The organism is Gallibacterium trehalosifermentans, from assembly GCF_042433055.1.
GTDB classification, from domain to species: domain Bacteria; phylum Pseudomonadota; class Gammaproteobacteria; order Enterobacterales; family Pasteurellaceae; genus Gallibacterium; species Gallibacterium trehalosifermentans.
This window is the reverse complement of sequence record NZ_JBHLWB010000002.1, coordinates 32,895-59,585: the sequence shown is the minus strand read 5'-3', so window position 1 is coordinate 59,585 and position 26,691 is coordinate 32,895. Positions and strand designations below refer to the sequence as shown.

Genomic DNA, 26,691 nt, shown 5'->3' with positions numbered 1-26,691 from the left:
ATTACTCACTCACTGTTTGCCCAACTACAAACCAATCACTCCGCCCATTTAACAAATCTTGCGCTGACATTGGTTTCTTACCAGCTGGTTGTAATAAAGTTAAATTTAACACGCCTTGTTTGGTAGCAATTTGAATACCTTGCTTATTTGCTTGCAAAATTGTTCCAGGTACAGCATCTACATGAGGTAAAACTGTCGCCTGATAAACTTTCAGCGTTTGTTTCTGTTGTTGGCGATCTATTACCTCAACCCAACTAATTGGCCATGGATTAAACGCACGAATACAACGTTCTAACTGTTCTGCAGATAATGACCAATCTAATTTCGCTTCTTCTTTGCTCAACTTCTCAGCATAATTACTGAATTGATCTTGTTGTACTTCTGGCGGATAATTACCTGATTCCAAATTATCTAATACTTCAATTAAGGCTGTTGGACCTAATTGAGCCAATTTTTCATACAATGATGCGGAAGTTTCTGTTGCGTCTATTGAACAAACCGCTTTATGCAACATATCTCCTGTATCTAACCCCTCATTCATTTGCATAATGGTTACGCCACTTTCTTGATCCCCAGCCCAAATAGCGCGTTGAATTGGCGCTGCACCACGCCAACGAGGTAATAAAGAACCATGAACATTTAAACAACCTAAACGAGGTGTTTCTAATACCGCTTTTGGTAAAATTAGCCCATATGCCACTACCACCATCACATCAGCTTCAATTTGTTGTAACTCTTGTTGTGCTTCTGCTTTCCGTAAAGATTTTGGCTGATAAACAGGTACATTATGGGTTAATGCTAATTGTTTTACAGGGCTTGGCTGTAATTTCTTACCTCGACCTGCTGGTTTATCTGGTTGAGTATAAACAGCCACAACTTGATGTTGAGAGGATAACAATGCTTGCAAATGTTGTGCGGCAAAATCTGGCGTACCAGCAAAAATAATCTTTAACGGTTTCATAAATTCGCAACAAAAAATCAAAAGTTTAGTTCTAAACAAGCTAATTATCTTACCTTAGGGGCGTTTTAAAGGAAAGAAAACAATAGTCATACTACTTTTCTCATTCTACACAATCACTATATTGCTAAATTTGATGGTTATCTTTTCCCCTATTTCAAGGTAAACTATGCGCCACTCATTTTTATTCAGACGATTCTTCTCATGCGTTTATTAGTTATTAGCTTATTTTGTTTATTATTAATCGCGCTATACAACTTCTGGTTTGGCGATTCTGGTTATCGAATTTATCAACAAACAAAAATCGAAATTGCCGAGCAAAAAGCAAAAAATGAAAAACAAAGCCAATTAAACCAAGAAGCAAAAGCAGAAACCCAAGATTTAAAACAAGGTTTTTCAGCTGTTGAAGAACGAGCAAGACGTAATTACGAAATGGTTAAACCTAACGAAACTTTTTATCGAATTTTAAAATCAGAAAAATAATGAATACAACGTTAACGCCAAACATAACACGCCGTATTGTTGCGATTGTTCCTGCTGCTGGGATTGGTTCAAGAATGCAATCTGATCGCCCGAAACAATATCTTTCATTATTAGGCAAAACAATTCTGCAGCATACATTAGAAAGATTATTAAGTTATTCTATTATTGAAAAAATTATTGTTGCTACGGCAAAAAATGACCCTTATTTGATTGATTTTCCTTTAAAAAACCATCAAAACATTCAATGGGTTATTGGTGGCGAAACCCGCGATCAATCCGTATTAAATGCGTTAGGCGAAATAGACGATAATGATGTATGGGTGATGGTGCATGATGCTGCCAGACCTTGCATTACTCATCAAGATTTAGACAAATTATTAGCAATTACTGATCCTCAAGGGGCTATTTTGGCAAAACCTGTGGTGGATACGATAAAAAAAGCTTTTGGAACAACGCATAAAATTGAGAAAACGGAAGATCGTTCTCTATTATGGCACGCCTTAACCCCACAATTTTTTCCAGCAGTTGTGTTAAAACAGGCATTAATACAGGCTAAAAACAAAGGTTTTACTGTAACAGATGAGGCTTCTGCATTTGAATTAATCGGGAAATATCCGCAATTAGTTGCTGGTCGTAGTGATAATATCAAAATTACCCGCCCAGAAGATTTAGCATTAGCAGAATTTTATTTACTTCAACAACAAAAAGAGTGGCAAAAATGATAAGAATTGGACATGGTTTTGACGTTCACGCTTTCAGTGAAGAGAGTTCAGGTTTTGTGATTATTGGTGGGGTAAACATTCCTTATCCTAAAAGCTTACTCGCCCATTCTGACGGCGATGTTGCATTGCATGCCTTGACAGATGCCTTATTAGGCGCGGCTGCGTTAGGCGATATTGGCAAACTATTTCCAGATACAGATATGACTTATAAAGGCGCAAACAGCCGTCATTTATTAGTTGAAGCTTTTCGCCAAATCCAACAAAAAGGCTATCAAATCGGTAATGTTGATGTAACTATTATTGCACAAGCACCAAAAATGCGTCCTTATATTGACCAAATGCGTGCTAATATTGCCGCAGATTTACATTGCAATATCGAACAAGTTAATGTCAAAGCCACCACAACTGAAAAACTGGGTTTTACTGGTCGAGGTGAAGGAATTGCTTGCGAAGCAGTTGCTTTACTCATCAAGTCATAAAAAATTAATCAACATATAACAGGAGCTTACATAATGAATATTTTATTAAGTAACGATGATGGTATTCATGCTGAAGGTATTCAAACTTTAGCTCAACATTTACGCCAATTTGCTAATGTCATTATTGTTGCCCCTGATCGTAATCGTAGTGCAGCATCGTCTGCGTTAACTCTCGTTGAACCATTACGTCCAAGATTGCTAGATAATGGTGATTATTGTGTTAATGGTACGCCCGCTGATTGTGTTTATTTAGCGATGAATTATCTATTATCAGGCAAAATTGATTTAGTCGTATCTGGGATCAATGCTGGTGTTAATTTAGGCGATGATATTCTCTATTCTGGTACCGTTGCGGCTGCTTTTGAAGGTAGACATCTTGGCTTACCTGCCATTGCGGTTTCCTTAGATGGCAGACAACATTATGATTCTGCCGCTAAAATCGTTTGTGAATTAATTCCAAAATTACATACTAATTTATTAAAACGTCGTGAAATTTTAAATATTAATGTTCCTGATCTGCCTTATGAAGAGTTAAAAGGAATGAAAGTTACTAAGCTTGGTTATCGTTCTAGTGAGGGTGAAATCATTAAGCAAATTGATCCGCGTGGCGAAGCCATTTATTGGTTAGGTCCATCAAGTTTACCTGAATATGCCAGTGAAGGGACCGATTTTTATGCTGTTAAACAAGGGTTTGTATCCATTACCCCAATTCAAGCGGATATGACAGCACATCATTCATTACAAGCTGTAGAAGATTGGTTAAATTTAGGGTAAACAGCAATGTCCGTTGAACAACAACGTTTAGTAAGAGATCTTTATCAAAGAGGGATTACCGATGAATCGGTTTTAAAAGCGATTTATGAAATTCCTCGTCCTTTTTTTGTTGAAGAAATTTTTAGTAGGCATAGTTATGAGGATATGCCTTTACCAATAGGTGAAGGACAAACAATTTCTCAACCTTATATCGTTGCTAAAATGACAAGTTTATTAGCATTAAAATCTACAGACAAAGTGCTAGAAATCGGTACTGGTAGTGGTTATCAAACGGCTATTTTAGCTAAATTAGTGCAACAAGTTTTTAGTATCGAAAGAATAAAAAAATTACAATGGCAGGCTATGTATCGCTTTAAAAAACTTGAATTACACAATATTCAGTTAAAGCATGGTGATGGCTGGGAAGGGCTAAAAGGTCATGCACCATTTGATGCCATCATTGTTACCGCTGCACCTGATCAAGTGCCAAGAGCATTATTAGAACAATTAGCCAATGGCGGACGTTTAGTACTACCTGTTGGCAATGAAAATCATCAGATTCTACAACGTATTACTCGTATTAATGATAAATATAAAGTTGAAAATATAGAAGAAGTCAAATTCGTACCTTTAATTAAAGGAGATACTCTATGAATTTGTTTGGTCGTTTATATGACAAAACAATGAAATGGTCAAAACACCAATTTGCCTTTTATTGGTTATTATTGGTAAGTTTTATTGAAGCTATTTTCTTCCCTATTCCTCCTGATGTTATGCTCATTCCAATGTCGATGGCAAACTCTAAAAAAGCATTACACTATGCTTTATATTGTGGTTTAGCCTCGACTATTGGTGGAATAATTGGCTATGCTATTGGGTATTATGCTTTTGATTTAATTAAAGATTATATCGTTACCCTTGGTTATAAATCTCATTGGGATACTGCTGTATCTTGGTTTGATCACTGGGGTATTTTAGTTGTATTTGTTGCTGGATTTTCACCTATTCCTTATAAAGTATTCACAATTTGTGCAGGTGTCATGAATATGGCATTTATTCCTTTCGTGATCACAGCATTTATTTCTCGTACCGCTCGATTTATATTAGTAGCAAAATTATCAGCTTGGGGGGGTGAGCGTTTTGCTACACAATTACGCAATTATATTGAAATCATTGGCTGGGCCGTTGTAGTATTAGCAGTCTGTGCCTACTTCCTCTTGAAATAATCATTTAATAGGAATATTTATGAAACAATCTTTTTTACTTGTCCCTGTGCTTGCTGCAATTCTTGCAGGCTGTAATAGCAATAGTTTTGCACCTGTTGAAGATGCAGATGGAACATTAACACCTGGAATTATGCAATCTGTTGGTAATGAAAGTAACGCTACTTGGGAGCCACAAGTTCAACAACAACAGATGCCAACTGATATGATGGCAACACCAATTCCTGAAACAACAACACAATCACAAGCAACATATCAACAACCAATTTCTCCAGCTGTTTCAGCTAAACCACAAACAGCGGTACCACAAGACTTTACCATTCCAAGACACCCACAAACCAATGCACCTGATTACAGTAAAATTGATAAAGGATTCTATAAAGGATCAACCTATACTGTACGCAAAGGCGATACTATGTTTTTGATTGCCTATATTTCAGGAATGGATGTTCGTGAATTAGCTGCATTAAATAACATATCTGAACCTTATAAACTGAGTGTTGGTCAAACATTAAAAGTCAACAATAATAACACAGCCACAACTACACAAACACCTGTAGCACAACCACAACAACCAGCTGTAACTTATACACCTGGTCCTAATGGTACTGCTTATGGTTCAGACGGTACGATTGTAGGGCCTGTTAAATCAACCACAGGTACAGTACCACCAACAACAAATAATTCGGTCAATACCGTTCCCGTTACAGCACAATCAACACCGACTGTAATGCCATCAAAAACCACAACGGTTATGCCTGAACCAGCAAAAAATAATAGTAATATCACATGGATCTGGCCAACGAAAGGAAATATCATTCAAGGTTTCTCAAATAGTGATGGAGGAAATAAAGGGATCGATATTGGCGGCTCTCGAGGTCAAGCTGTTTATGCAGCAGCACCAGGAAGAGTTGTCTATGCAGGTAACGCGCTAAGAGGTTATGGTAACTTAATTATCATTAAACATAATGATGATTACCTCAGTGCTTATGCTCACAATGAAACAATTCTTGTAAAAGATCAACAACAAGTTACCGCTGGTCAACAAATTGCTAAAATGGGAAGCTCAGGTACTAATAGTGTAAAACTACACTTTGAAATCCGTTACAAAGGTAAGTCAGTTAATCCAGCAACTTATCTCCCAAGAAACTAAATTTGACAACTTAATAGCGAAAACGGCATTTTTACTAAAGATGCCGTTTTTTGTAGGTATATAAGGACAAAATATTAGAGAAAAATATTTTTTATCTAAACTAATTTAAATTCAACATTAGCTTTTTCTAATTCTAGCTTGGCTTCTTTAGAAATATTTCTATTAGTAATTAATAAATCTATTTTATTCATTGGTAAAACAAGATTAAAACCACTGCGATTAAATTTGGTTGAATCAACAAGGCAAATTACTTTTGCTGAAATATCTGCCATCACGGCACTAATTCCATATCCCTCGTTAAATGTTGTTAACCCCACTTTCGGATCGACTCCATCAGCGCCAACAAACATTAAATCTGCACGAATTCCTTTTAAAGCATTTTCAGTCATAGTGCCATGCATAGAACGGGTTTTATGTCGAACATATCCGCCACAAATAACAAGAGTAATATCTGATGAATCAGAAAGAACAAATGCGGCTGGAAGATTATTCGTTATGACAGTAATATTTTTTATTTTAGCTAATTCCATAGCTAACATCATTGTGGTACTACCACTATCTAAAATTATCGTATCACCCTCTTTAACTAATCCTACTGCAACTTTAGCAAGTTGAATTTTAGGATCGCGAGAAAGTAAATAACGATCATCTAACTGAGTTTCTTCTTGCTGTACTTGAGGTTGGGTTAAGTTTGTTGGCAAACCTGCACCACCATGAAAACGTACTAACAAATTTTGCTCTTCAAGAACACGTAAATCAGTACGAATAGATACTTCAGAAATATTAAATTGCTTCGCAAGATCTGCTACTACAACAGAACCTTTTTCGCGTAATAATTCAATAATCGTATTTCGACGTTCAAACGTATTCATATAAACTCCTTGGAAAGAGAGCGTATTATTATAACACGCCCCTAACTTTTTCGTAGTATAGCTGATTTCAGTATTGAATTAATTAAATTTTAAAACAATTTTTCCATTCATTGGTTTACCATCAAGTTTTTTTACTTCCTCAATGTAATCCTCTATTTCATTGACTGAATGAATTAATTGATCAATTTTAATACCACCTTTATTGACTAATTTTGCTGCATCTATCCATTCTGACCCCGGCCATGGTTTAGAATAATTCATCCAAGAACCTAAAATCATCAATTCTTTACGCAAAATCTGCCCAAAAACTTTCTGATTTAATGTTAAATCACTGTGAAGTGTTCCCACTAAACCTATTTGTGCACGAGGACCTGCAATTTGGATAGCTAATTCAACAGTTTTTGGTACACCCGCTGTTTCAAGAATTAACTGATCAAAACGGTTATCATTAAGTGCTGAATAAATTTCTTCTGGTTTTAATTCTATTGAATTAAAAGTCTTATCTACCCCTAATTCAGTGGCTAACTTGAGTTTCTCTTGGTTGATATCTATCACACTCACTGTATTAGCACCCAAAGCTTTTGCAGCTTGAGCAGCAAGTAAACCAATAGTTCCCGCACCGATAATAATCACATTTTTATTTATACAACCGTTTGCTAAATTAATAGCATGTAAGCCAACTGTAATCGGTTCAATAAATGAATTATGTAATGGATTGGAATCAGTATCCACTTTTACTAAATTATGTTTATTAACACAAACATATTCCGCATTTGATCCATTTCTGCGTGAACCAACAAAAGTATAATTTTTACAAAGTGAATAAAATCCTTTTTTACATTCTTCACATTGAAAACAAGGTAATAATGGTGCACAGGTAACTTGATCACCTTGCTTAAACTCTGCCACAGCTTCACCTGTTTCAACTACAAAACCACTAAATTCATGCCCTAATACAATCGGATAAAAATGAGTGCCTTCGTGAAAAATACGTGGAATATCCGAACCACACACTCCCGAAAATTTTACTTTTACCAATACATCATCAGCATTTTCAATTCGTGGCATTTCTATATTTTCCACTGTTAGCTCACAATTTGCTTTTACAACTGCTGCTTTCATTTTTCAAATACCCTCATTTTCCCACTACATTTTGTTCATCTAATGTCAGTTTTTCTGCATTTTTTGCACGTTTCCATGTTATAAAGATGGCTAATACATATATCGCACCAATAACAACTAGTCCAATAACATTCTTTAACGTTAAAAGTTGTACAAGTAAATAAGTAAGAGGAGCGCCACCTTGATCCATAGAGCCAACCATTTCACCTGCTTTTAAAGCACCTGCATTAGCTGCTAATTGAGTTACTAAAGGGATTGTTTCTGTCGCAATCCATAGGGTAATAGACATAATGACAACGCCAGAAATTAAGGTTCTAAATAAATTTCCTTGGTGTACCGCCACTGCCATTGCTACAAAGAATCCAATAGTCGCCAAATCACCAAATGGTAATACCTTATTTGTAGGTAATAACACTGCGATTAAAATCGTAACAGGAATGAATAATAAGCTTGCTGAAACAACAGAAGAATGGCCTAACAATAATGCAGGATCCAAACCAATTAAGAACTCATTACCACCAAATTTTGCTTGTAATTTCTTCCGAGCATGTTTTGCAATCGGTGTTAATCCATCCATAATTGGTTTAATCACTCGTGGCATTAATAACATTACTGCTGCTGTTTTTACTGCTAATTGCAAAATATCTTTTACTGGATACCCTGCTAAAATACCGATAATTGCACCAATAATGAACCCCACTGTTACTGGCTCACCTAATGTACCAAAACGTTGTTGTAAATTATCGACTGAGAAAGTGATCTTATTTAAACCTGGAATTTTCTCGATGATACTATCAATTAATACAGCAATTGGACCTAAATATGCAGATGTACCGTGCGGAACTGCAATACCATCTAATTCAAAATAATGTTTTGTATCACGACTAAACCAATCTCCAAGCTTATAAGCAAAAGCAGCATGCACAACAACACCTAAGATCCCTAACCAATAAGAACCTGTTGCGATATGAACCATTGCACCTGTAAATATCATATGCCAAATATTCCAAATATCTACATTAACAACTCGGGTCATTTTCAATACAAGCATAAAAATGTTTACTGCAATTGCAATTGGAATAGCAATTAAAGCAATTTGAGAGGCCCATGTAATCGGTGCAGTTCCAGGCCAACCTAAATCAATAACTTCTAAATTAATATCAAAGGTTTGTGCCATAGCTTTAGCTGCAGGCCCAATACTATCTAACATTAAACCAATAACTAAACCAATTCCCACAAACCCAATACCGATTTGTAGTCCAGCTTTGAATGAATCACCAAATTTCATTCCTAAAATTAATGAGAAAATAATTATTAAAATTGGTAGCATTACTGCTGGACCAAGATCCAAAATATATTGCATAACTTCAACAAACATAATTTCCCCCTTACGCCCTTACTTATTGTTAACTCACTATTAGCTTTTTAATATGCTAACGATTTTTTCTTTAAGTTCTTCAATGCCCACACCAGATACAAATGGCATACCATGCACTAATGGAATATTCCCAAAATCACGTATAAGTTTTGATGTCGTACAAATTAAATCTGTACCATCAAGATATGTGTCAATTTCATTAATACGGCATTGCACTAACTCCAATGAAATACTGTGTTCCTTACATAACTCTTGGATTTCTTCAGCTGCCAAAGTTGATGTTGCAACAGCACCACCACAGGCGACAATCACTTTCTTTTTCATAATTCACTCCTCAAAATTTAAAGTTGTAGGTTTTGCTTAATTAAATTTGGTAAATTTGCATCTGTAGCATTAATCAGTGTTTCAACAAATTCATTTTCTTGTAATTTGCCAAATAATTTACGCAATAACACAAGCTGTTCCTTTGGATCTGTTACTACTAAAGCAATGATTAATTCAGCATCTACTATTCCATCTTCATCTGGGCGATTAAATTGCACAGCTTTATTCGGACGGATAACATAAATTGCTGGTTTAAGTGCATGACTTACATCACAATGTGGTATTGCTACTGCATGGTTTTGTTCTAAAGCAATTCCTGTTGGAAACTCAGCTTCACGAGCAAAAATTGCTTCTTTATAACTCTCTTTCACAATACCTTGTTCAATAAAGGTATCTGCTAAATGATAAAAAACTTCATCGTAAGATTTAAACTCAACATCTGTTTTAATTAAAAGATTTGTTGTCATACTGTTTCTCCATAGCAGCCATAAGCATAATCACCAAGAACTTGCTGAATTTTGTCAAAAATAAGCGATGTTGGTTGCGCGTTAATTTCACCTTGAACCACTTTACGATATTGGTCTGGTAAGTATTGACTTAATAGACCTAATGGTATGTCTTCTTTTGATAAGTTGCCGATAAGCTTTTCTACTGCTGCATTAATACGCTCATTTGGCCAGTAATAGCGGATACGATCAGATAAGCTGAAATGTAAGTCAATCATTGCTTTTGAATGTTGCACGGAATAATACTTACTCCAATATTTCGGGTGATCTTGCATAACCTGATCAATTACACCTAACAAATAACTTTGGTGTTCTAGAGAAACTAATTTTTCTTCAATACGAGCCAGTGCAAATAGTGCTTCACGTAATGCAAATGTTAATGCTGGCCCAACTTTCAAAATAGCAAAATGATCTTTTACTAAATTACGATAAGCTTGTTTTGTTTGATAATCTGTTGAATGAGCTTCAAAAATATAAGGTGTTTTTTCAATAAATTTAGAAAGCTCCTCTGCCAATTCAGGCTTATATAAAATGACTTTTGAGTGATCAAATTCCACACCAGGTTGTACAACTAGACCAACAACTCGCGTAAAAGCATTTTGTAATCCTCGTTTCTCAAAAGCTATCCGATGAGTTTCTATCGTTTCTTGGGCACGGTTCACTGTTGTTACATCTATAGTTGAAATAGCATGAGCTTCACCACCCGGTACAGGAACTTCAGTACCAACGATATAACTAATTTTTTCGGATTGTTCTACCGGTAATGCCGTTTCAATTGCCAAACATAATTCTGCCGCACGTTCCGCTATAGTTAATGGTGAAAGAGGACTTGGATCATCAGCACATGACATAGATGTATCTAAATGAATTTTAGTAAAACCAGCTTTCGCATATTCAACAACTAATATTTTCGATTTTTCCATTGCCTCAATAGCTGGTTCATTTTGCCAACAATTTGGACCTAAGTGATCCCCTCCTAAAATTAAACGTTCTTTTGGAAAACCAATTTTTTCGGCTATACCATAAACAAAATTTTTAAAATCAACTGGTTTCATTCCTGTATAACCACCGAACTGATTGACTTGATTTGAAGTTGCCTCAATGAGTACATCATTTTGTGTATGTAAATCAAATCGAAACGCTGCCTCAATTACTAAAGGGTGTGCAGAACAAACAGACGTAATACCAACTAACTGACCTGATTTATGACATTTAAGTAACTCTTTCATTTTCTTATTATCCCTATTCTTTGACTCTATTTGCTGTTTCTAGCAGCACTTCATTTAATTGATTAATAATATTTACACCAGTGCCTTTTAACCATGCTTCAGCCTCTGCAGCACCTGTTGTTTTAAATATTTCTGTTGCATTGGCCCAAGTAGCTCGCCCACATAACACACCATTGAATGTCGAACCTGCTAATTTCGCAAATTTCAATGTATCTTGAAATAACTCAGGGGAAACACCTGCACTTAAAAAAATGAAAGGTAAATCAGTTATTCGTGATTGTTCTCTAAATAATTCTTGGGCTTGTAACTGTGTATAAACAACTTCTTGCCCAAAGCCCTCAACAAAGTTCATATCTACTGGGACTTCTACTTTTAATACATCAACCTTAAAACGGGGATCAGAAAAAAGTTTCATCGCTTCATTAACTTTATGAGGTTTCAATTTTGCATATTCTTTCTTATCTGAAACTTCAGAATCATAAGTTAAAATCTCTAAAAAAAAAGGCATTTCTTCAGCAGCACATTCAGAACCAACTCGCTCAACAAAAGCCTGTTTCACATCATTAATCACTACACTTTCATCAACATCGATATATAACAACAACTTAATTGCATCAGCCCCCTGTTCTTTAAGTCTTTTTACTGATACGTTATCAATCAAATCTGGAAAACGTCCTACTCTGGTTTTATCATATCCAGTTTTTTCATATGCCATAATTAATCCACAATTATGATCTTTTAGTTCAGCACCTATCCAACCATATTCAGGATCAAGTAGAATTGCTGATGCATAAGTGGTTAAAGTTTTAGAAACTAACCCTTTAAAAATTTGAAGTTGTTCATTTGTAGCTTCTTCACCTAACATTCGTTTTAAAGCTCCTCGCTGATCAATTGCTAGAGCTCGAAAAAGTTTTTCTTTTCCATAAAGTTTACGTAAACGTTGTTGTTTAATACTAATCATAATACTACCCCTGCAATAACTTTTAATAATTTTCTAATACTTTTGATTTGTTATGATAATCCTATTTTTAATGATTAAAAGTATGTTTTTTAAAATTTAAGATCTGGATCACAAAATAAATGAAAACATAAAAAATAAAACAAAATGCAAAAGAAATAAAATATAAAAAAAGAAAGAAAAATCTCTCTTATAACGAAAAGATAAGCAGAAGTAATCAAAAAATTTAATACATATTAGAAATTAAAATCTCAGATCAAAAAATGAAACTTTTATTGTAATATTCCCTAAATATCTTTTTATTCATATTTCTTGTTTGAAGAATACTTAAAGGAGTTATTATGACCACAATTTGTATTATTACTGGCAGTACACTTGGTGGTGCTGAATATGTTGCAGAACACATTGATGATTGCTTACAACAAAAAGGATTTAGCACAACCTTATTACATGGGCCTGAATTAAATCAGGTGATCGAGGATAAAATCTGGCTAGTGGTTACATCGACGCATGGTGCTGGTGAATTACCTTACAATTTACAACCTCTATTTGAACAACTTACTGAAACGCAACCAAATTTGTCTGACTTACGTTTTGCTGTGATTGGTTTAGGGAATAGTGATTACGATACATTCTGTTTTGCAGTTGATCATGTTGAAAAAAGCCTTCTTGAATTAAAAGCTACACGTTTATGTGAATCACTCAGAATAGATGTTTTATCTACCGAAGATCCCGATGCTGAGGCAGAAAATTGGTTACCTACTATGTTAGATCAATTAAAAATTGATTAAACTTACAACAAGATCGTCTGTGGATAACTTGCTTATTTTCCGTTATAAAAGTTGTTTTTTTCTTGCATATAAACTTAGATCTTTTTTAACCTGTGGATAACTAAGTTATTTATCCACAAGAAAGATCACAATGTTCAGAATGATCTTCACAATTAAAAAAAGATCCTAACTTATTAAGATCATTCTATTTTTTCTGCTTCTCCACAGAGATCTCGCGATCTAATAATAAAAACAATAAAAAGATCTCTATATAAAGATCTTATATTACTTTTAGCGATCCTTAATTAGATCATCAATAAAATTAAATTTTAACAGATCTTAAATTTTCAGTTAAAATAGCCAAATTTTCTTATCATGCTATAAATATCACTTTTTAGGTTTTTTATGTTTTATCCAAATAACTATGATGTCATTGTTGTTGGAGGCGGACATGCGGGAACAGAAGCCGCATTAGCGCCAGCAAGAATGGGGCTTCGTACATTACTTATTACACATAATATAGATACATTAGGACAAATGTCGTGTAACCCTGCTATTGGAGGGATCGGAAAAGGTCATTTAGTTAAAGAGATCGATGCCTTAGGCGGGCTAATGGCTCATGCAACAGATAAAGCAGGGATCCAATTTCGTACTTTAAATAGTAGTAAAGGACCTGCAGTGCGAGCGACTCGCGCTCAAGCAGATCGAGTTCTTTATCGCCAAGCAGTAAGAACAGCATTAGAGCAACAAGCAAATTTAGATCTTTTCCAACAAGAAGTTACTGATATTTTGATTGAAAATGGTCATGTAACAGGTGTTACGACTAAAATGGGACTAACTTTCAGAGCAAAAGCAGTGGTATTAACGGCTGGAACCTTTTTAGCAGGTAAGATCCATATTGGTTTAGATAATTATGAGGGGGGGCGAGCAGGTGATCCTGCTTCTGTTCGTTTGGCAGAACGTTTACGTGATCTTGATTTACGTGTTGCTCGTTTAAAAACAGGCACCCCTCCGCGTTTAGATGCAAGAACTATTGATTTTTCTGTGTTAAAACAACAACATGGTGATGAAGTTCTTCCTGTGTTCTCATATATGGGAAGTGTTGATGAACACCCACGTCAAGTACCTTGCTATATTACACATACTAATTTGCAGACACATGAGATCATTCGATCTAATTTAGATCGTAGTCCAATGTACACAGGGATCATTGAAGGTGTAGGGCCGCGTTATTGTCCGTCAATCGAAGATAAAGTAATGCGTTTTGGTGATCGTAATGGTCATCAGATCTTCTTAGAACCAGAAGGACTAACCAGTAATGAGATCTACCCAAATGGGATCTCAACGAGTTTACCATTTGATGTACAAATGGGGATCGTTAATTCAATGCAAGGATTAGAAAAAGCAAGGATCGTCAAACCAGGCTATGCGATTGAATATGACTATTTTGATCCAAGGGATCTGAAACCTTCCTTAGAAACGAAAGCGATCGATGGTTTATTCTTTGCTGGGCAGATCAATGGTACAACAGGTTATGAAGAAGCTGCTGCACAAGGGATCTTAGCAGGATTAAATGCTGGATTACATGTACAAGATAAAGAAGCTTGGTATCCACGTCGTAATCAGGCTTATATTGGTGTGTTAGTTGATGATCTCTGTACGTTAGGCACAAAAGAACCTTATCGTGTTTTTACTTCACGAGCTGAATATCGTTTGTTACTACGTGAAGATAATGCTGATATTCGTTTGACAGAAATTGGACGTAACTTAGGCTTAGTTGATGATGCACGTTGGGCGCGTTTTAACCAAAAATTAGAAAATATTGCATTAGAACGTCAACGTTTAAGACAAATATGGATTCACCCTCGTTCTGAACATTTAGCAGAAGTGAATGCGGCATTGAATTCCCCATTAATGCGTGAAGCAAGTGGTGAAGATTTATTACGTCGTCCAGAAATGAGTTATGACAAATTATGTCAATTAACGCCATTTCAACCTGCAATGGAAGATAAAGAAGCTGTTGAACAAGTAGAAATTTCCATTAAATATCAAGGTTATATTGAACACCAAAATGAAGAAATTGAACGCCATAAACGTCATGAGAATACCTTAATTCCAGCACAATTTGATTATTCTGCAGTAATTGGGTTATCAAATGAAGTCAGAGCAAAATTGGAACAGCATCGACCAGTGTCGATTGGACAAGCTTCGCGTATTTCAGGTATTACGCCAGCGGCTATTTCAATTTTATTAGTCTATTTGAAAAAGCAGGGAATGCTTAAACGTGGAGAGTAAAATGTTACTTGGCAAATTAACGCAATTATTAGCGCAAGCCAATATTTCTCTGTCCGATCAGCAAAAGGCTCAACTAGTGAAGCTAGTTGAGCTTTTGCACAAATGGAATCAAGCATATAACCTGACTTCCGTGCGTGATCCGCAAGAGATGTTGGTGAAACATATTTTAGATAGTTTAGTTGTTAGCCCTTATTTAAAGGGAGAACGCTTTATTGATGTGGGAACAGGTCCAGGATTACCTGGTTTGCCATTGGCAATCATTAATCCAGATAAAAAATTTTATTTATTAGATAGTTTAGGTAAAAGAATTCGTTTTATCCGTAATACGATACGAGAATTGGGGTTAACTAATGTTGAACCTATATTAAGTCGGGTTGAAGAATACCAACCAAAACAGCGTTTTGATGGTGTATTAAGCCGTGCTTTTGCTTCTCTACAAGATATGACAAATTGGTGTCATCATTTGCCATCAGAAAATGGTATTTTTTATGCTTTAAAAGGGCAATACCAAGAAGATGAAGTCAAAATGTTAAATGAACGTTTTCAAATTATTGATGTTATTAAATTAACTGTACCTGAACTTATCGGGGAAAGGCACTTAATTTGCCTTAAATCTGTTGCAAAAATTTAACAAAAAAGTGGATAAAAGAGAAAAAGTTAAATTTTTTCTCAAAAATGTTAACTTTGTAACACTTTTATAGAATGAAATTGATTGCATAAAATAGAACTCCTCGTATAATTGTGAGGTATTTTAAGGGCTGTAACCCTTGTCTTTAGTAGTTAAGTACCTAAAATGTCAATATGGTTTAGTTATACTAAAACACTATATAAAAAAGTATTTATGATAATGGCAGTATTAATTGCCATTATTTTTGTTGGGTGGCACCCATTTCAGCCTATTTATGCTTGGGCTTTTCTCATTGGTGCATTAATTAGCTTAGTTCCACAAATGCTATTTGTTGGTTTTTTGCTGTTTAGAGGTTTAAATGTTCCCCAAGCAAATAAATTGAAAGTGTTATATCAAGCCGAAATTTTTAAACTTTGTATAACAATTTTGTTTTTTGTGATGTTGTTTGTGATAGATCAAACAATTTCACCTTTAGGGTTATTCAGTGGTTACTTTAGTGTAATCATATTGAATAACCTATTGCTATTTAGTTTGCGAAAACAGTAGCAATATAAATAACTAGCATTTTAATCAAATCAGTAGGAATAAATATGTCTGCAGAAGGTTCAACTCTTACTTCTATGGAATATATCAATCATCACCTTGGCAATTTAAAAGTGGGTGAAGGTTTTTGGGCATTCCATTTTGATACTCTTTTATTTTCTGTTATTTGTGGTGTTGCTTTTTTATATGTGTTTTACCGTGTAGCACAAAAAGTAACCACAGGAAAACCAACTAAATTACAAGCTGCTGTTGAGATTCTTGTTGAATGGGTTAATGGTATTGTAACGGAAAACTTCCATGGTAGCCGTAATGTAGTTGCGCCATTAGCACTGAGTATTTTTGTTTGGGTCTTGTTGATGAATACAATCGATTTGATTCCTGTTGATTATTTACCTAAATTAGCAGCTATCTTATCTGGCGATGATCATATCTATTTAAGAGCTGTACCAACAACAGATATGAATATGACCTTTTCTATGGCGTTAGGTGTATTTGTTCTTATTGTTTTTTATACCATTAAATCCAAAGGGGTAAGTGGTTTTGTTAAAGAATATACACTACACCCATTTAATCATTGGGCTTTAATTCCTGTAAACTTCATTTTGGAATCAGTAACATTGCTTTCTAAGCCTGTATCATTAGCATTACGTCTGTTCGGCAATATGTATGCTGGTGAATTGATCTTTATTTTGATTGCTGTGATGTATTCAGCTAGTGTGAGTATTGCAACAATGGGAGTATTCCTACAACTTATTTGGGCGATTTTTCACATTTTAGTGGTTACATTACAAGCATTTATCTTTATGATGTTAACCGTTGTTTATTTAAGTCTTGCCTATAATAAGGCAGAACATTAATTATTTTTAACCTCAGCATTTTGCTGTTATTTTTAACTCAAATTGGAGAAAAATATGGAAACTGTAATTACTGCAACAATCATTTCTGCTGCTATTATGTTATCGCTAGCTGCTTTTGGTACAGCGATCGGCTTTGCTATTTTAGGTGGAAAATACCTAGAATCAGCAGCACGCCAACCAGAATTAGCGAATTCATTATTAACAAAAATGTTCATTATTGCAGGTTTACTTGATGCTATCGCAATGATTGCTGTTGGTATGGGATTATATTTTATTTTCACAAATCCATTCGTTTCATTGTTAGGTTAGTACATAACGGGTTGCTCTATTTAGGGTAAATTAACCAACTCAATAGGAGGTCCGTTGTGAATATCAACGCAACATTAATTGGGCAAACAATCGCATTTATCATCTTTGTATGGTTTTGTGTCAAATATGTTTGGCCACCAATTATTAAAGCTATCGAAGAACGCCAAACACAAATTGCTAACGCATTAGCGGCTGCTGAAGTAGCGAAAAAAGAGCAAGCAGATACAAAAGCATTGCTTGAAAAAGAAGTTAATGCAGCAAAAACGCAAGCGCAAACTATTATTGATGCAGCAAATCGTCGCCGTAATGAAATCTTAGCTGAAGTGCAAGCAGAAGCTGAAGCATTAAAAGCAAAAATTGTTGAACAAGGTTATGCTCAAATTGAAGCAGAACGTAAACGTGTTCAAGAAGAATTACGTGTGAAAGTCGCTTCACTTGCGGTTGCTGGTGCAGAAAAAATCGTTGCACGCAATATTGATGAGGCTGCGAATAATGACATCATTGATAAATTAGTGGCTGATTTATAAGGAAGGTAGGCTATGTCAGAATTTACTACAATAGCTCGTCCTTATGCAAAAGCGGCTTTTGATTTTGCAATAGAACACAATCAATTAGCACAGTGGCAAACTATGATAGATTTTGCTGCAGCTGTAGTAACTGATGACAAAATGCAAAATTTATTAGTCAGCGATTTATCTGCTACCAAAATTGCTAATGTGATTATTAAAATTTGTGGTGATCAGTTAGATCAATATGGTGAAAACTTTATCCGTATTATGGCTGAAAATAAGCGTTTAAATGTATTACCAGCCGTTTTAACACAATTTAAAGAGTATGTAGATGATTATCAATCTACTACAGAAGTGAATGTTACCTCCGCTTTTCCATTAAGCGATAAGCAACAACAAGACATTATTGCAGCAATGGAAAAAAGGCTTGCTCGTAAAGTTAAATTAAATTGCAATGTGGACAGTACTTTAATTGCTGGTGCAATTATTCGTACCGATGAGTTTGTCATTGATGGAAGTAGTCGTGGTCAAATTGCTCGTTTAGCTAATGAGTTGCAATTGTAAGAGGAAAAAAAGATGCAACTAAATTCTACAGAAATTAGTGAACTGATTAAAAAACGTATTGCCCAGTTTGAAGTCGTTAGCGAAGCACACAATACTGGTACAATCGTTTCCGTGAATGATGGAATTATCCGTATTCATGGTTTAACTGACGTAATGCAAGGGGAAATGATTGCATTACCAGATAATCGTTATGCAATCGCATTAAACTTAGAAAGAGATTCTGTTGGTGCGGTAGTAATGGGACCTTATGCAGACCTAGCAGAAGGAATGGAAGTTCAATGTACAGGGCGTATTTTAGAAGTTCCAGTTGGTCGTGGTTTATTAGGTCGTGTGGTAAATACCTTAGGTCAACCAATAGATGGTAAAGGTGAAATTGAACACGATGGTTTTTCACCTGTAGAAGTGATTGCGCCTGGTGTAATTGATCGTCAATCAGTTGATCAGCCTGTACAAACAGGATATAAAGCGGTTGACTCTATGATTCCAATTGGTCGTGGTCAACGTGAATTAATTATCGGCGACCGTCAAACAGGGAAAACAGCTCTTGCTATTGATGCGATTATTAATCAACGTGATTCTGGTATTAAATGTGTCTATGTAGCGATTGGACAAAAAGCTTCAACCATTGCTAACGTAGTGCGTAAATTAGAAGATCATGGTGCATTAGAAAATACTATCGTTGTAGTAGCATCAGCTGCAGAATCAGCTGCATTACAATATCTTGCGCCATATGCTGGTTGTGCTATGGGGGAATATTTCCGTAACCGTGGTGAAGACGCATTGATTGTTTATGATGATTTATCAAAACAAGCAGTAGCATATCGTCAAATTTCATTATTATTACGTCGTCCACCTGGACGTGAAGCATTCCCAGGAGATGTATTCTATTTACACTCTCGTTTACTAGAACGTGCTGCACGGGTAAATGCGGATTTTGTTGAACGTTTCACCAATGGTGAAGTAAAAGGTAAAACTGGTTCATTAACGGCATTACCAATTATTGAAACCCAAGCAGGGGACGTTTCAGCATTCGTACCAACTAACGTAATTTCGATTACTGATGGTCAGATCTTCCTCGAAACAAACCTCTTTAATTCAGGTATCCGCCCTGCAGTTAACCCAGGTATTTCTGTTTCACGGGTAGGTGGTGCAGCTCAAACCAAAGCAATGAAAAAATTGTCAGGTGGTATTCGTACTGCCCTTGCTCAATATCGTGAATTAGCAGCGTTTGCTCAATTTGCCTCTGATTTAGATGATGCAACTCGTAAACAGCTTTCTCATGGTCAAAAAGTAACTGAATTATTGAAACAAAAACAATATTCACCAATGAGCGTTGCCCAACAGTCTTTAGTGCTATTTGCTGTTGAATTTGGCTATTTAGATGATGTAGAACTAAACCGTATCGGTTCATTTGAAGCGGCATTATTAGAATATGCAGAAAATAATTACAGTGAATTTATGCAAGAATTAACAAAAACAGGTAACTATGATGATGCTGTAAAAGATACCTTAAAGGCAATTTTAGACTCATTTAAACAAAACGGTGCATGGTAATTACCAAAGACGTAACGGAGAGATGAAATGGCAGGTGCGAAAGAGATAAGAACCAAAATCGCCAGTGTACAAAGTACACAAAAAATCACTAAGGCGATGGAAATGGTTGCTGCCTCCAAAATGCGTAAAACGCAAGAACGCATGTCTTCTTCACGTCCGTATTCTGACACAATACGTTACGTAATTAGCCATGTATCAAAAGGTAGCATTGGATATAAACACCCTTTCTTAGTTGAAAGAGAAGTAAAAAATGTTGGTTACATTATCGTTTCAACAGATCGTGGATTATGTGGCGGTTTAAATATCAACTTGTTTAAACGCGTTATGAATGACATGAAATCGTTTAGTGATAAGGGTGTCGGTGTTCAGCTAAGTTTGATCGGTGCTAAAGGGGTTAATTTCTTCCAATCAATGGGGGTTGCAAAAGTTATTTCCCAGATGTCGGGAATTGGTGATACTCCATCAGTAGAAGAAATTATCGGTACTGTAAATACTATGGTAGAAGCTTATCGAAATGGTGAGGTTGATGAAGTTTATCTCGTGTTTAATAAATTTATTAATACGATGTCGCAAAAACCAACCTTAGAAAGGTTACTTCCATTACCATCATTGGAAAATGATCGTTTACAAGGTGGTATTTGGGATTATATCTACGAGCCTGAACCAAAAGTATTACTTGATAGTTTATTGATTCGTTATATTGAATCTCAAGTTTATCAAGCAGCAGTAGAAAACTTAGCATCTGAGCAAGCGGCGAGAATGGTAGCAATGAAAGCTGCTACAGATAATGCTGGTAACTTAATTAAAGAGTTACAACTTATCTATAACAAAGCTCGTCAAGCAAGCATCACAAATGAATTAAATGAAATTGTCGCTGGTGCGGCTGCAATTTAAAGTAGATTAGAGGAATGGTAATGGCAACTGGAAAAATTGTACAAATCATCGGTGCCGTCATTGACGTTGAGTTTCCACAAGATGCAGTGCCAAAAGTATATGAAGCCTTAAACGTTGAAACTGGGCTTGTACTTGAAGTACAACAACAATTAGGTGGTGGTGTTGTACGTTGTATTGCAATGGGATCTTCAGACGGATTAAAACGTGGATTAACTGTAACTACAACAGGTAATCCAATTTCTGTACCAGTTGGAACAGAAACATTGGGACGTATTATGAATGTACTTGGTGAGCCTATTGATGAAAGAGGTCCAATCGGTGAAAAAGAGCGCTGGTCTATTCACCGTGCAGCACCAAGTTATGAAGAACAATCAAATAGTACAGAATTATTAGAAACAGGTATCAAAGTTATTGACCTAGTTTGTCCTTTTGCAAAAGGGGGGAAAGTTGGTCTGTTCGGTGGTGCGGGTGTAGGTAAAACCGTTAATATGATGGAGCTTATCCGTAATATCGCTATTGAGCACTCTGGTTATTCTGTATTTGCAGGGGTAGGTGAACGTACTCGTGAAGGGAACGATTTCTACCATGAAATGCAAGAATCTAACGTATTAGATAAAGTATCATTAGTTTATGGTCAAATGAATGAGCCACCAGGTAACCGTTTACGTGTTGCGTTGACTGGTTTGACTATGGCGGAAAAATTCCGTGATGAAGGTCGTGATGTCCTTTTCTTCGTTGATAATATTTATCGTTATACCCTTGCGGGTACCGAAGTATCTGCGCTACTTGGTCGTATGCCATCTGCGGTAGGTTATCAACCAACCTTAGCAGAAGAAATGGGGGTACTTCAAGAACGTATTACCTCAACTAAGACTGGTTCTATCACTTCTATTCAAGCGGTGTATGTACCTGCAGATGACTTAACTGACCCATCACCAGCAACAACCTTTGCTCACTTAGATGCAACAGTGGTATTAAGCCGTCAAATTGCATCATTAGGGATTTATCCTGCGGTTGACCCATTAGATTCAACTTCTCGTCAGTTAGATCCACAAGTTGTTGGGCAAGAACACTATGAAGTTGCTCGTGGTGTGCAATCAATTTTACAACGCTATAAAGAATTGAAAGATATTATCGCAATTCTTGGTATGGACGAGCTTTCAGAAGAAGATAAATTAGTGGTAGCACGTGCTCGTAAGATCGAACGTTTCTTATCACAACCATTCTTCGTTGCTGAAGTCTTTACTGGATCGCCAGGTAAATATGTGCCATTAAAAGAAACAATTCGTGGCTTTAAAGGTATTTTAAGCGGTGAATATGACCATATTCCAGAACAAGCGTTCTATATGGTAGGTTCAATCGATGAAGTATTAGAAAAAGCGAAGAAAATGTAATTGCTCCTAAGGCAAATCACTCGCTAAGGAGATAGATAATGGCAACTTTTAATTTAACTGTTGTAAGTGCGGAACAAAAAATATTTTCAGGTGTTGTTGAAAGTATTCAAGTTACAGGGTGTGAAGGGGAATTAGGTATTCTCGCAGGACATACGCCATTGTTAACTTCTATTAAGCCTGGCATTGTTAAAATTATGCAAAATGGTAAAGAAGAAGTTATCTATGTATCAGGTGGATTTCTTGAAGTACAGCCAGAAAATGTAATTGTATTGGCGGATACAGCAATTCGAGGAGAAGATCTTGATAAAGAACGTATCCTTGCAGCGAAACGCCGTGCAGAAGAAAATATTCGTAGCGCACATAAAGACGGTAATTATGAGCTTATGGCATCAAAATTATCGAGAGAGCTGGCAAAATTACGAGCTTATGAACTCACTGAAAAAGCAGTGAAAAATAAACGCTAATTTTTAAGTTTTAAATTTAAAGAAATAAACCAGTTATATATTTATATAACTGGTTTTTTATTGATGAATTATTAACTTTTATACAATATTTTTATTTATATAGATTTTATATATCCTCCCTGTGTTGATTGAATCACACCTAACATTTCTAGTTCTAAAATATCCATTAGTAATTGTTCTACGGAGAGTTGCAATGTTGTGGCTAATTCATCAACTGATTTGACAAGTGAATGATCTAATTGCTGATATAGAGTTTGGTACTGTGGCGGAATATCGGGTTTTATTGTTGTTTTTTGCTGAAAAGAGTATTGAGGTAAGGAAGATAAAGGATCAGTATGATTAAATGGTTGTATAGCATTAATTTGTGGTGAAATTATGTCTAAAATATCTTTTGCGTGTTCGACTAACCAAGCACCCTGCTTGATTAATTGATGACAACCTTCTGTTAGTGGGTTTGTTAATGCACCTGGTACAGCAAAAACTTCTCGATTTTGTTCTAAGGCATAACGAGCGGTAATCAATGAACCACTTTTTATGGAAGCTTCAATTACAACTGTCCCGAAAGATAATCCACTAATAATTCTATTTCGTCGAGGAAAATTACCTGCAATGGGAGGAATTTCTGGCATATGTTCAGAAATTAGCGCGCCACCTTGTGCTATAATTTGTTGGGCTAATTTTTTATGTCGAGATGGATAAATAGTATTTAATCCGCAGCCTAATACAGCAATAGTCTGCCCTTGTTGATTTACAGCAGCTTGATGACAAAAACCGTCAATACCTAATGCTAATCCACTGGTAATTGTGATACCGGCTTGTGATAGCCCACTACTAATTGTTTCTGCGCAATATTCACCATATGAAGAACAATAGCGACTACCTACGATAGCAATTTGTGGAGTTGAAAGAGAATTGATGTTACCTTTAACGAACAGTAAGGGCGGTGCAGTATGAATTTGTTTTAACAAGAATGGATATTCAGGATCAAAGAAAGTGATAATCTGTTGATTTTCGGTTTGATGCCATGTGAGTAATTTTTCTATTCTTTCTGTATTAGGCTTAAACCAGTCCTTAATTTGTGCTGCATTCCAACCAATATGTTGTAATTGCTCAGTATCATACTGTAATAGATGTTCAAGAGAAATTTGTTCTAACAGTTGGTGAATTTTTTTAATACCAAATTGAGGCAGTAAAAGTAAACGTAACAAAGTAGGTAGTGTTTGCATAACGGAAAGTAAAGTGAAAAATAAAATGAAGTTAGTTTATTGTTACTTAAGATATATTTTTTCTGTTTTATTAGAGAATGTGAATAAGATCGAAAAATTACAATAAATGGTAAAAAATTGCGCTATTAATTCAGTAAAAAATCGGTAAAATGCGTGCTTTTGTAAAAGAGGAGAAAAAATGGCTATTTTAGATGTATTATGTTTTCCTGATGAACGTTTAAGAACTATAGCTAAACCTGTGGACGTTGTTGATGATGAAATCCGAGAGTTTATTGATAATATGTTTGAAACTATGTATCAACAAGAAGGTATTGGTTTAGCAGCAACACAAGTTAATCGACATCAACGTATTATTACGATTGATGTTGAAGGTGATAAAACTAATCAGTTAGTATTAATTAATCCAGAAATTATTGAAAGTTGCGGTGAAACAGGTATTGAAGAAGGTTGTTTATCTGTGCCTGGCTTTCGTGGTTTAGTACCAAGAAAAGAAAAAGTAACGGTTACAGCATTAAATCGTCAAGGAGAAAGTTTTACCTTAGAAGCTGATGGTTTATTAGCAATTTGTATTCAACATGAAATTGATCATCTTAATGGTAAAATGTTTGTGGACTATTTATCACCTTTAAAACGTAACCGAATAAAAGAAAAACTCGAAAAATATAAGAAACAAGTAGAGCGTGCGAATAAAAATAATTAAAAATTTTTGATGAGATAAATTAAAAACGGTTCGAGAAATTAGCTATTATCGAACCGTTTTAGTTTATTCTTAATGTTATTGTTTAACTTGGCAAAGTTTAGCTTTTTTGGGTTGAGACGAAACTGAGCCAAGATAAATTGCAAGCATAGTAATAACTGCTCCTACCCACTGTAGCAAATTAATTGGTTTATCTAAAACGGAGTAATCAATAATTAAGGCTGCAATAGGTTCTGACAACAGTAATAAACCTGTTAACGCTAAAGATAATAATGGTACACAGTAAGCAATCATTCCCCATGCGAAACATTGCATTACAGCGCCATAAATAAACACCCATAACCAATCTATGCTGGTGGTGGGAAAAAGATTCTCTGCATTAAATAGCAATGATGGGGGAATTAAAATAATTGCACCTGCCAGACTAATCAATAACATCATTGGGAAAATGGGGATTGGTTCTATTTCATGTGTTTTGCGGATAAAAACCATAGATAATGCTAATAATAAGCTTGAGAGAATACCTGTAAAAAATCCCCACAATGCGTGTTCGTTATAAGAAAATTCACTTCCTGTAATAAAATACACACCAATAATAGCTAATACTAAACTGATTAGTTGTATGATTGATTGTTTTTCTTTGAAATAGAAAAAACTGATCGCAGCAAGGAAGAAAATTTGTAAACTATTGAGCAAAGTTGAAATACCTGGACCCACTGCGTACACACTTTCATGCCAAAATGCCAAATCAAAAGCTAAAAAAACACCAGAAATTAAGGCATAACTTATTGCTTTTTTCGATTTAGGTAAACGTTGGTGAAAATGCTTTGCTAGCAGAAAAAAAATGACTGATGCAATTAATAAACGCCAAAATGCGATTGCATAAGCGCCCACAGGAACGTGGGCAACAATTAAACTACCAAGACCAAATACAACACACCCCAAGATAATTCCAGGGATCGCAAAATGTTGCTTTTGCATATTTATTTCCCTTGTTGTTAATTTGAACTTATTTTCTTGAAGCTTGATAAAGTTTCATTGCTTTTGGCATTAATTCTTGTAAATGTGCTTTACGACTTTGATCGCTTGGGTGAGTTGAGAAAATCGTTGGAATAGATCCATTACTACTTAAACGTTGCATTTTATCCCATAAATTAGGTGCAGATTGTGGGTTAAAACCAGATTGCGCACTTAACATTAATCCTATTTCATCTGCTTCACTTTCAGCACTGCGAGAGAATGGTTTCATAATACCAAGGTCAGCTATCCCACCTATTAAATCTTGTGATGCGCCAACATTAACGCCTTGAGAAGCTAATGCTCCGATTGCCAATGTTGCTGCAATACTTACTGCAGTTTGGCGGTTTGCTTGATTTTTACCATGTTCAAGTAGGGCATGAGCCATTTCATGTCCCATTACAACTGCAATTTCATCATCTGTCAGATTGAGTTTATCTACTAAACCAGTATAAACCACCATTTTTCCGCCTGGCATTGCCCATGCATTGACTTCATTAGATTTAATAACAGAAATTTCCCAATCAAAAGGCACACCTGTTTTATTATATTGTCTTGCATAAGGTACCATTCTAGAGAATATTTTATGTACACGTTTTGCTGTGGTTGAAGAGGTATCCAATGTTCCTTTATTTTTTTCAGTACTAATTGCTTGACGATATTGATTGGCTGAAGATTGGTTGATAGAGCGAGTATCGGCACAGCTTGCTAAGATAGTTGTTACAAAAAGTGCGGCAAGAATACGTTTTAACGTTGATGGGAAAATGTACATTACTGTTTCTCCTATAGTTATTTAATTAACGTGTTCAA

Annotated in this window: 31 protein-coding genes; 20 read left to right on the top strand and 11 right to left on the bottom strand. The window is 35.5% G+C overall.

Annotated features, from left to right (window positions below; all coding sequences use genetic code 11):
• Window position 1 precedes the first annotated feature (1 nt).
• Window positions 2-961: a methionyl-tRNA formyltransferase gene (fmt, locus tag ACFFHK_RS02980; RefSeq protein ID WP_382369138.1), complete on the bottom strand. Its 960-nt coding sequence runs from the start codon at window positions 959-961 to the stop codon at window positions 2-4.
• A 201-nt stretch (window positions 962-1,162) separates the two neighbouring features.
• Here fmt and ftsB point away from each other — a divergent pair, with 201 nt between their 5' ends.
• The 7 genes from ftsB to nlpD are packed head-to-tail and all read left to right on the top strand — an operon-like array spanning window position 1,163 to window position 5,771.
• Window positions 1,163-1,441: a cell division protein FtsB gene (gene ftsB / locus ACFFHK_RS02975; RefSeq protein WP_382369135.1), complete on the top strand. Its 279-nt coding sequence runs from the start codon at window positions 1,163-1,165 to the stop codon at window positions 1,439-1,441.
• 23 nt (window positions 1,442-1,464) lie between these two features.
• The gene (gene ispD, locus ACFFHK_RS02970) at window positions 1,465-2,163 is read left to right on the top strand and encodes a 2-C-methyl-D-erythritol 4-phosphate cytidylyltransferase (protein WP_382369325.1); all 699 of its coding nucleotides are present in this window, start codon (window positions 1,465-1,467) and stop codon (window positions 2,161-2,163) included.
• Window positions 2,160-2,642: a 2-C-methyl-D-erythritol 2,4-cyclodiphosphate synthase gene (ispF, locus tag ACFFHK_RS02965; RefSeq protein WP_382369132.1), complete on the top strand. Its 483-nt coding sequence runs from the start codon at window positions 2,160-2,162 to the stop codon at window positions 2,640-2,642. The genes ispD and ispF overlap by 4 nt, the downstream gene beginning before the upstream one ends.
• A gap of 33 nt (window positions 2,643-2,675) precedes the next feature.
• Window positions 2,676-3,416 carry a 5'/3'-nucleotidase SurE gene (surE, locus tag ACFFHK_RS02960; protein ID WP_382369129.1) on the top strand — a complete coding sequence of 247 codons (741 nt, stop codon included), beginning with the start codon at window positions 2,676-2,678 and terminating at the stop codon, window positions 3,414-3,416.
• 6 nt (window positions 3,417-3,422) lie between these two features.
• Window positions 3,423-4,049 carry a protein-L-isoaspartate(D-aspartate) O-methyltransferase gene (locus tag ACFFHK_RS02955; protein ID WP_382369126.1) on the top strand — a complete coding sequence of 209 codons (627 nt, stop codon included), beginning with the start codon at window positions 3,423-3,425 and terminating at the stop codon, window positions 4,047-4,049.
• Window positions 4,046-4,621 carry a YqaA family protein gene (locus ACFFHK_RS02950; protein WP_382369123.1) on the top strand — a complete coding sequence of 192 codons (576 nt, stop codon included), beginning with the start codon at window positions 4,046-4,048 and terminating at the stop codon, window positions 4,619-4,621. The genes ACFFHK_RS02955 and ACFFHK_RS02950 overlap by 4 nt, the downstream gene beginning before the upstream one ends.
• 19 nt (window positions 4,622-4,640) lie before the next feature.
• Complete coding sequence (gene nlpD, locus ACFFHK_RS02945; protein ID WP_382369121.1) at window positions 4,641-5,771, top strand: murein hydrolase activator NlpD; 1,131 nt, start codon at window positions 4,641-4,643, stop codon at window positions 5,769-5,771.
• Between the two features lie 95 nt (window positions 5,772-5,866).
• Here nlpD and ACFFHK_RS02940 read toward each other — a convergent pair whose 3' ends face one another.
• From ACFFHK_RS02940 to ACFFHK_RS02910, 7 genes are all read right to left on the bottom strand, one after another.
• The gene (locus tag ACFFHK_RS02940; protein ID WP_382369119.1) at window positions 5,867-6,643 is read right to left on the bottom strand and encodes a DeoR/GlpR family DNA-binding transcription regulator; all 777 of its coding nucleotides are present in this window, start codon (window positions 6,641-6,643) and stop codon (window positions 5,867-5,869) included.
• A 78-nt stretch (window positions 6,644-6,721) separates the two neighbouring features.
• Window positions 6,722-7,765 (bottom strand): alcohol dehydrogenase catalytic domain-containing protein, encoded by a 1,044-nt coding sequence (locus tag ACFFHK_RS02935; protein WP_382369117.1) that lies wholly within the window; start codon window positions 7,763-7,765, stop codon window positions 6,722-6,724.
• Window positions 7,766-7,778: 13 nt separating this feature from the next.
• On the bottom strand, window positions 7,779-9,143 hold the full coding sequence (locus ACFFHK_RS02930; RefSeq protein ID WP_382369114.1) for a PTS galactitol transporter subunit IIC: 1,365 nt from the start codon (window positions 9,141-9,143) through the stop codon (window positions 7,779-7,781).
• A gap of 39 nt (window positions 9,144-9,182) precedes the next feature.
• Complete coding sequence (gene gatB, locus ACFFHK_RS02925) at window positions 9,183-9,467, bottom strand: PTS galactitol transporter subunit IIB (protein ID WP_382369111.1); 285 nt, start codon at window positions 9,465-9,467, stop codon at window positions 9,183-9,185.
• Window positions 9,468-9,484: 17 nt separating this feature from the next.
• Complete coding sequence (gene gatA / locus ACFFHK_RS02920; RefSeq protein ID WP_382369108.1) at window positions 9,485-9,934, bottom strand: PTS galactitol transporter subunit IIA; 450 nt, start codon at window positions 9,932-9,934, stop codon at window positions 9,485-9,487.
• Window positions 9,931-11,202, bottom strand: coding sequence for a tagatose-bisphosphate aldolase subunit GatZ (gene gatZ, locus ACFFHK_RS02915; RefSeq protein WP_382369105.1), 1,272 nt, complete (start codon window positions 11,200-11,202; stop codon window positions 9,931-9,933). The genes gatA and gatZ overlap by 4 nt, the downstream gene beginning before the upstream one ends.
• Before the next feature lie 13 nt (window positions 11,203-11,215).
• Complete coding sequence (locus ACFFHK_RS02910; RefSeq protein ID WP_382369102.1) at window positions 11,216-12,163, bottom strand: tagatose 1,6-diphosphate aldolase; 948 nt, start codon at window positions 12,161-12,163, stop codon at window positions 11,216-11,218.
• Window positions 12,164-12,498: 335 nt separating this feature from the next.
• Between ACFFHK_RS02910 and mioC the strand changes: the two genes are divergently transcribed.
• From mioC to ACFFHK_RS02850, 12 genes are all read left to right on the top strand, one after another.
• Window positions 12,499-12,951 (top strand): FMN-binding protein MioC, encoded by a 453-nt coding sequence (gene mioC, locus ACFFHK_RS02905; protein ID WP_382369322.1) that lies wholly within the window; start codon window positions 12,499-12,501, stop codon window positions 12,949-12,951.
• A 384-nt stretch (window positions 12,952-13,335) separates the two neighbouring features.
• Window positions 13,336-15,225: a tRNA uridine-5-carboxymethylaminomethyl(34) synthesis enzyme MnmG gene (gene mnmG, locus ACFFHK_RS02900; RefSeq protein ID WP_382369099.1), complete on the top strand. Its 1,890-nt coding sequence runs from the start codon at window positions 13,336-13,338 to the stop codon at window positions 15,223-15,225.
• Between the two features lies 1 nt (window position 15,226).
• Window positions 15,227-15,856, top strand: a complete 630-nt coding sequence (gene rsmG, locus ACFFHK_RS02895) for a 16S rRNA (guanine(527)-N(7))-methyltransferase RsmG (RefSeq protein WP_382369097.1) — start codon at window positions 15,227-15,229, stop codon at window positions 15,854-15,856.
• Window positions 15,857-16,018: 162 nt separating this feature from the next.
• Window positions 16,019-16,399, top strand: a complete 381-nt coding sequence (locus ACFFHK_RS02890; RefSeq protein WP_382369094.1) for an ATP synthase subunit I — start codon at window positions 16,019-16,021, stop codon at window positions 16,397-16,399.
• A gap of 44 nt (window positions 16,400-16,443) precedes the next feature.
• Window positions 16,444-17,253, top strand: coding sequence for a F0F1 ATP synthase subunit A (gene atpB / locus ACFFHK_RS02885; RefSeq protein ID WP_382369091.1), 810 nt, complete (start codon window positions 16,444-16,446; stop codon window positions 17,251-17,253).
• A 54-nt stretch (window positions 17,254-17,307) separates the two neighbouring features.
• Window positions 17,308-17,562 carry a F0F1 ATP synthase subunit C gene (gene atpE, locus ACFFHK_RS02880; RefSeq protein WP_382369088.1) on the top strand — a complete coding sequence of 85 codons (255 nt, stop codon included), beginning with the start codon at window positions 17,308-17,310 and terminating at the stop codon, window positions 17,560-17,562.
• 56 nt (window positions 17,563-17,618) lie between these two features.
• Window positions 17,619-18,089, top strand: a complete 471-nt coding sequence (gene atpF / locus ACFFHK_RS02875) for a F0F1 ATP synthase subunit B (RefSeq protein ID WP_382369085.1) — start codon at window positions 17,619-17,621, stop codon at window positions 18,087-18,089.
• 12 nt (window positions 18,090-18,101) lie between these two features.
• Entirely contained in the window at window positions 18,102-18,635 is a 534-nt protein-coding gene (gene atpH, locus ACFFHK_RS02870; protein ID WP_382369082.1) for a F0F1 ATP synthase subunit delta, read from the top strand.
• Window positions 18,636-18,647: 12 nt separating this feature from the next.
• Window positions 18,648-20,189 carry a F0F1 ATP synthase subunit alpha gene (gene atpA / locus ACFFHK_RS02865; RefSeq protein ID WP_382369079.1) on the top strand — a complete coding sequence of 514 codons (1,542 nt, stop codon included), beginning with the start codon at window positions 18,648-18,650 and terminating at the stop codon, window positions 20,187-20,189.
• Window positions 20,190-20,216: 27 nt separating this feature from the next.
• On the top strand, window positions 20,217-21,083 hold the full coding sequence (gene atpG / locus ACFFHK_RS02860; protein ID WP_382369076.1) for a F0F1 ATP synthase subunit gamma: 867 nt from the start codon (window positions 20,217-20,219) through the stop codon (window positions 21,081-21,083).
• 20 nt (window positions 21,084-21,103) lie between these two features.
• Window positions 21,104-22,477 carry a F0F1 ATP synthase subunit beta gene (atpD, locus tag ACFFHK_RS02855; RefSeq protein WP_382369073.1) on the top strand — a complete coding sequence of 458 codons (1,374 nt, stop codon included), beginning with the start codon at window positions 21,104-21,106 and terminating at the stop codon, window positions 22,475-22,477.
• Between the two features lie 38 nt (window positions 22,478-22,515).
• Entirely contained in the window at window positions 22,516-22,941 is a 426-nt protein-coding gene (locus tag ACFFHK_RS02850) for a F0F1 ATP synthase subunit epsilon (protein ID WP_382369070.1), read from the top strand.
• A 95-nt stretch (window positions 22,942-23,036) separates the two neighbouring features.
• On the opposite strand, the gene dprA is transcribed toward ACFFHK_RS02850, so the two are convergent.
• The gene (dprA, locus tag ACFFHK_RS02845; RefSeq protein ID WP_382369067.1) at window positions 23,037-24,167 is read right to left on the bottom strand and encodes a DNA-processing protein DprA; all 1,131 of its coding nucleotides are present in this window, start codon (window positions 24,165-24,167) and stop codon (window positions 23,037-23,039) included.
• A gap of 178 nt (window positions 24,168-24,345) precedes the next feature.
• Here dprA and def point away from each other — a divergent pair, with 178 nt between their 5' ends.
• On the top strand, window positions 24,346-24,867 hold the full coding sequence (gene def / locus ACFFHK_RS02840; protein ID WP_382369064.1) for a peptide deformylase: 522 nt from the start codon (window positions 24,346-24,348) through the stop codon (window positions 24,865-24,867).
• Between the two features lie 75 nt (window positions 24,868-24,942).
• On the opposite strand, the gene ACFFHK_RS02835 is transcribed toward def, so the two are convergent.
• Both ACFFHK_RS02835 and ACFFHK_RS02830 read right to left on the bottom strand, forming a co-directional pair.
• Window positions 24,943-25,845, bottom strand: coding sequence for a DMT family transporter (locus ACFFHK_RS02835; RefSeq protein ID WP_382369061.1), 903 nt, complete (start codon window positions 25,843-25,845; stop codon window positions 24,943-24,945).
• A 28-nt stretch (window positions 25,846-25,873) separates the two neighbouring features.
• The gene (locus ACFFHK_RS02830; protein ID WP_382369058.1) at window positions 25,874-26,653 is read right to left on the bottom strand and encodes a M48 family metallopeptidase; all 780 of its coding nucleotides are present in this window, start codon (window positions 26,651-26,653) and stop codon (window positions 25,874-25,876) included.
• Between the last annotated feature and the right edge of the window lie 38 nt (window positions 26,654-26,691).

What these genes read in the sequence shown, in the direction of transcription:
- atpD (WP_382369073.1), top strand. Translation starts at nt 21,104, where the DNA reads ATGGCAACTGGAAAAATTGTACAAATCATCGGTGCCGTCATTGACGTT.
- atpA (WP_382369079.1), top strand. Translation starts at nt 18,648, where the DNA reads ATGCAACTAAATTCTACAGAAATTAGTGAACTGATTAAAAAACGTATT.
- ftsB (WP_382369135.1), top strand. Translation starts at nt 1,163, where the DNA reads ATGCGTTTATTAGTTATTAGCTTATTTTGTTTATTATTAATCGCGCTA.
- def (WP_382369064.1), top strand. Translation starts at nt 24,346, where the DNA reads ATGGCTATTTTAGATGTATTATGTTTTCCTGATGAACGTTTAAGAACT.
- ACFFHK_RS02950 (WP_382369123.1), top strand. Translation starts at nt 4,046, where the DNA reads ATGAATTTGTTTGGTCGTTTATATGACAAAACAATGAAATGGTCAAAA.
- nlpD (WP_382369121.1), top strand. Translation starts at nt 4,641, where the DNA reads ATGAAACAATCTTTTTTACTTGTCCCTGTGCTTGCTGCAATTCTTGCA.
- mnmG (WP_382369099.1), top strand. Translation starts at nt 13,336, where the DNA reads ATGTTTTATCCAAATAACTATGATGTCATTGTTGTTGGAGGCGGACAT.
- ACFFHK_RS02830 (WP_382369058.1), bottom strand. Translation starts at nt 26,653, where the DNA reads ATGTACATTTTCCCATCAACGTTAAAACGTATTCTTGCCGCACTTTTT.
- gatZ (WP_382369105.1), bottom strand. Translation starts at nt 11,202, where the DNA reads ATGAAAGAGTTACTTAAATGTCATAAATCAGGTCAGTTAGTTGGTATT.
- ACFFHK_RS02930 (WP_382369114.1), bottom strand. Translation starts at nt 9,143, where the DNA reads ATGTTTGTTGAAGTTATGCAATATATTTTGGATCTTGGTCCAGCAGTA.
- gatA (WP_382369108.1), bottom strand. Translation starts at nt 9,934, where the DNA reads ATGACAACAAATCTTTTAATTAAAACAGATGTTGAGTTTAAATCTTAC.
- ispF (WP_382369132.1), top strand. Translation starts at nt 2,160, where the DNA reads ATGATAAGAATTGGACATGGTTTTGACGTTCACGCTTTCAGTGAAGAG.
- gatB (WP_382369111.1), bottom strand. Translation starts at nt 9,467, where the DNA reads ATGAAAAAGAAAGTGATTGTCGCCTGTGGTGGTGCTGTTGCAACATCA.
- ACFFHK_RS02935 (WP_382369117.1), bottom strand. Translation starts at nt 7,765, where the DNA reads ATGAAAGCAGCAGTTGTAAAAGCAAATTGTGAGCTAACAGTGGAAAAT.
- atpH (WP_382369082.1), top strand. Translation starts at nt 18,102, where the DNA reads ATGTCAGAATTTACTACAATAGCTCGTCCTTATGCAAAAGCGGCTTTT.
- ACFFHK_RS02940 (WP_382369119.1), bottom strand. Translation starts at nt 6,643, where the DNA reads ATGAATACGTTTGAACGTCGAAATACGATTATTGAATTATTACGCGAA.
- atpE (WP_382369088.1), top strand. Translation starts at nt 17,308, where the DNA reads ATGGAAACTGTAATTACTGCAACAATCATTTCTGCTGCTATTATGTTA.
- rsmG (WP_382369097.1), top strand. Translation starts at nt 15,227, where the DNA reads ATGTTACTTGGCAAATTAACGCAATTATTAGCGCAAGCCAATATTTCT.
- ACFFHK_RS02890 (WP_382369094.1), top strand. Translation starts at nt 16,019, where the DNA reads ATGTCAATATGGTTTAGTTATACTAAAACACTATATAAAAAAGTATTT.
- fmt (WP_382369138.1), bottom strand. Translation starts at nt 961, where the DNA reads ATGAAACCGTTAAAGATTATTTTTGCTGGTACGCCAGATTTTGCCGCA.
- ACFFHK_RS02835 (WP_382369061.1), bottom strand. Translation starts at nt 25,845, where the DNA reads ATGCAAAAGCAACATTTTGCGATCCCTGGAATTATCTTGGGGTGTGTT.
- dprA (WP_382369067.1), bottom strand. Translation starts at nt 24,167, where the DNA reads ATGCAAACACTACCTACTTTGTTACGTTTACTTTTACTGCCTCAATTT.
- surE (WP_382369129.1), top strand. Translation starts at nt 2,676, where the DNA reads ATGAATATTTTATTAAGTAACGATGATGGTATTCATGCTGAAGGTATT.
- ACFFHK_RS02850 (WP_382369070.1), top strand. Translation starts at nt 22,516, where the DNA reads ATGGCAACTTTTAATTTAACTGTTGTAAGTGCGGAACAAAAAATATTT.
- atpG (WP_382369076.1), top strand. Translation starts at nt 20,217, where the DNA reads ATGGCAGGTGCGAAAGAGATAAGAACCAAAATCGCCAGTGTACAAAGT.
- ACFFHK_RS02910 (WP_382369102.1), bottom strand. Translation starts at nt 12,163, where the DNA reads ATGATTAGTATTAAACAACAACGTTTACGTAAACTTTATGGAAAAGAA.
- atpB (WP_382369091.1), top strand. Translation starts at nt 16,444, where the DNA reads ATGTCTGCAGAAGGTTCAACTCTTACTTCTATGGAATATATCAATCAT.
- ACFFHK_RS02955 (WP_382369126.1), top strand. Translation starts at nt 3,423, where the DNA reads ATGTCCGTTGAACAACAACGTTTAGTAAGAGATCTTTATCAAAGAGGG.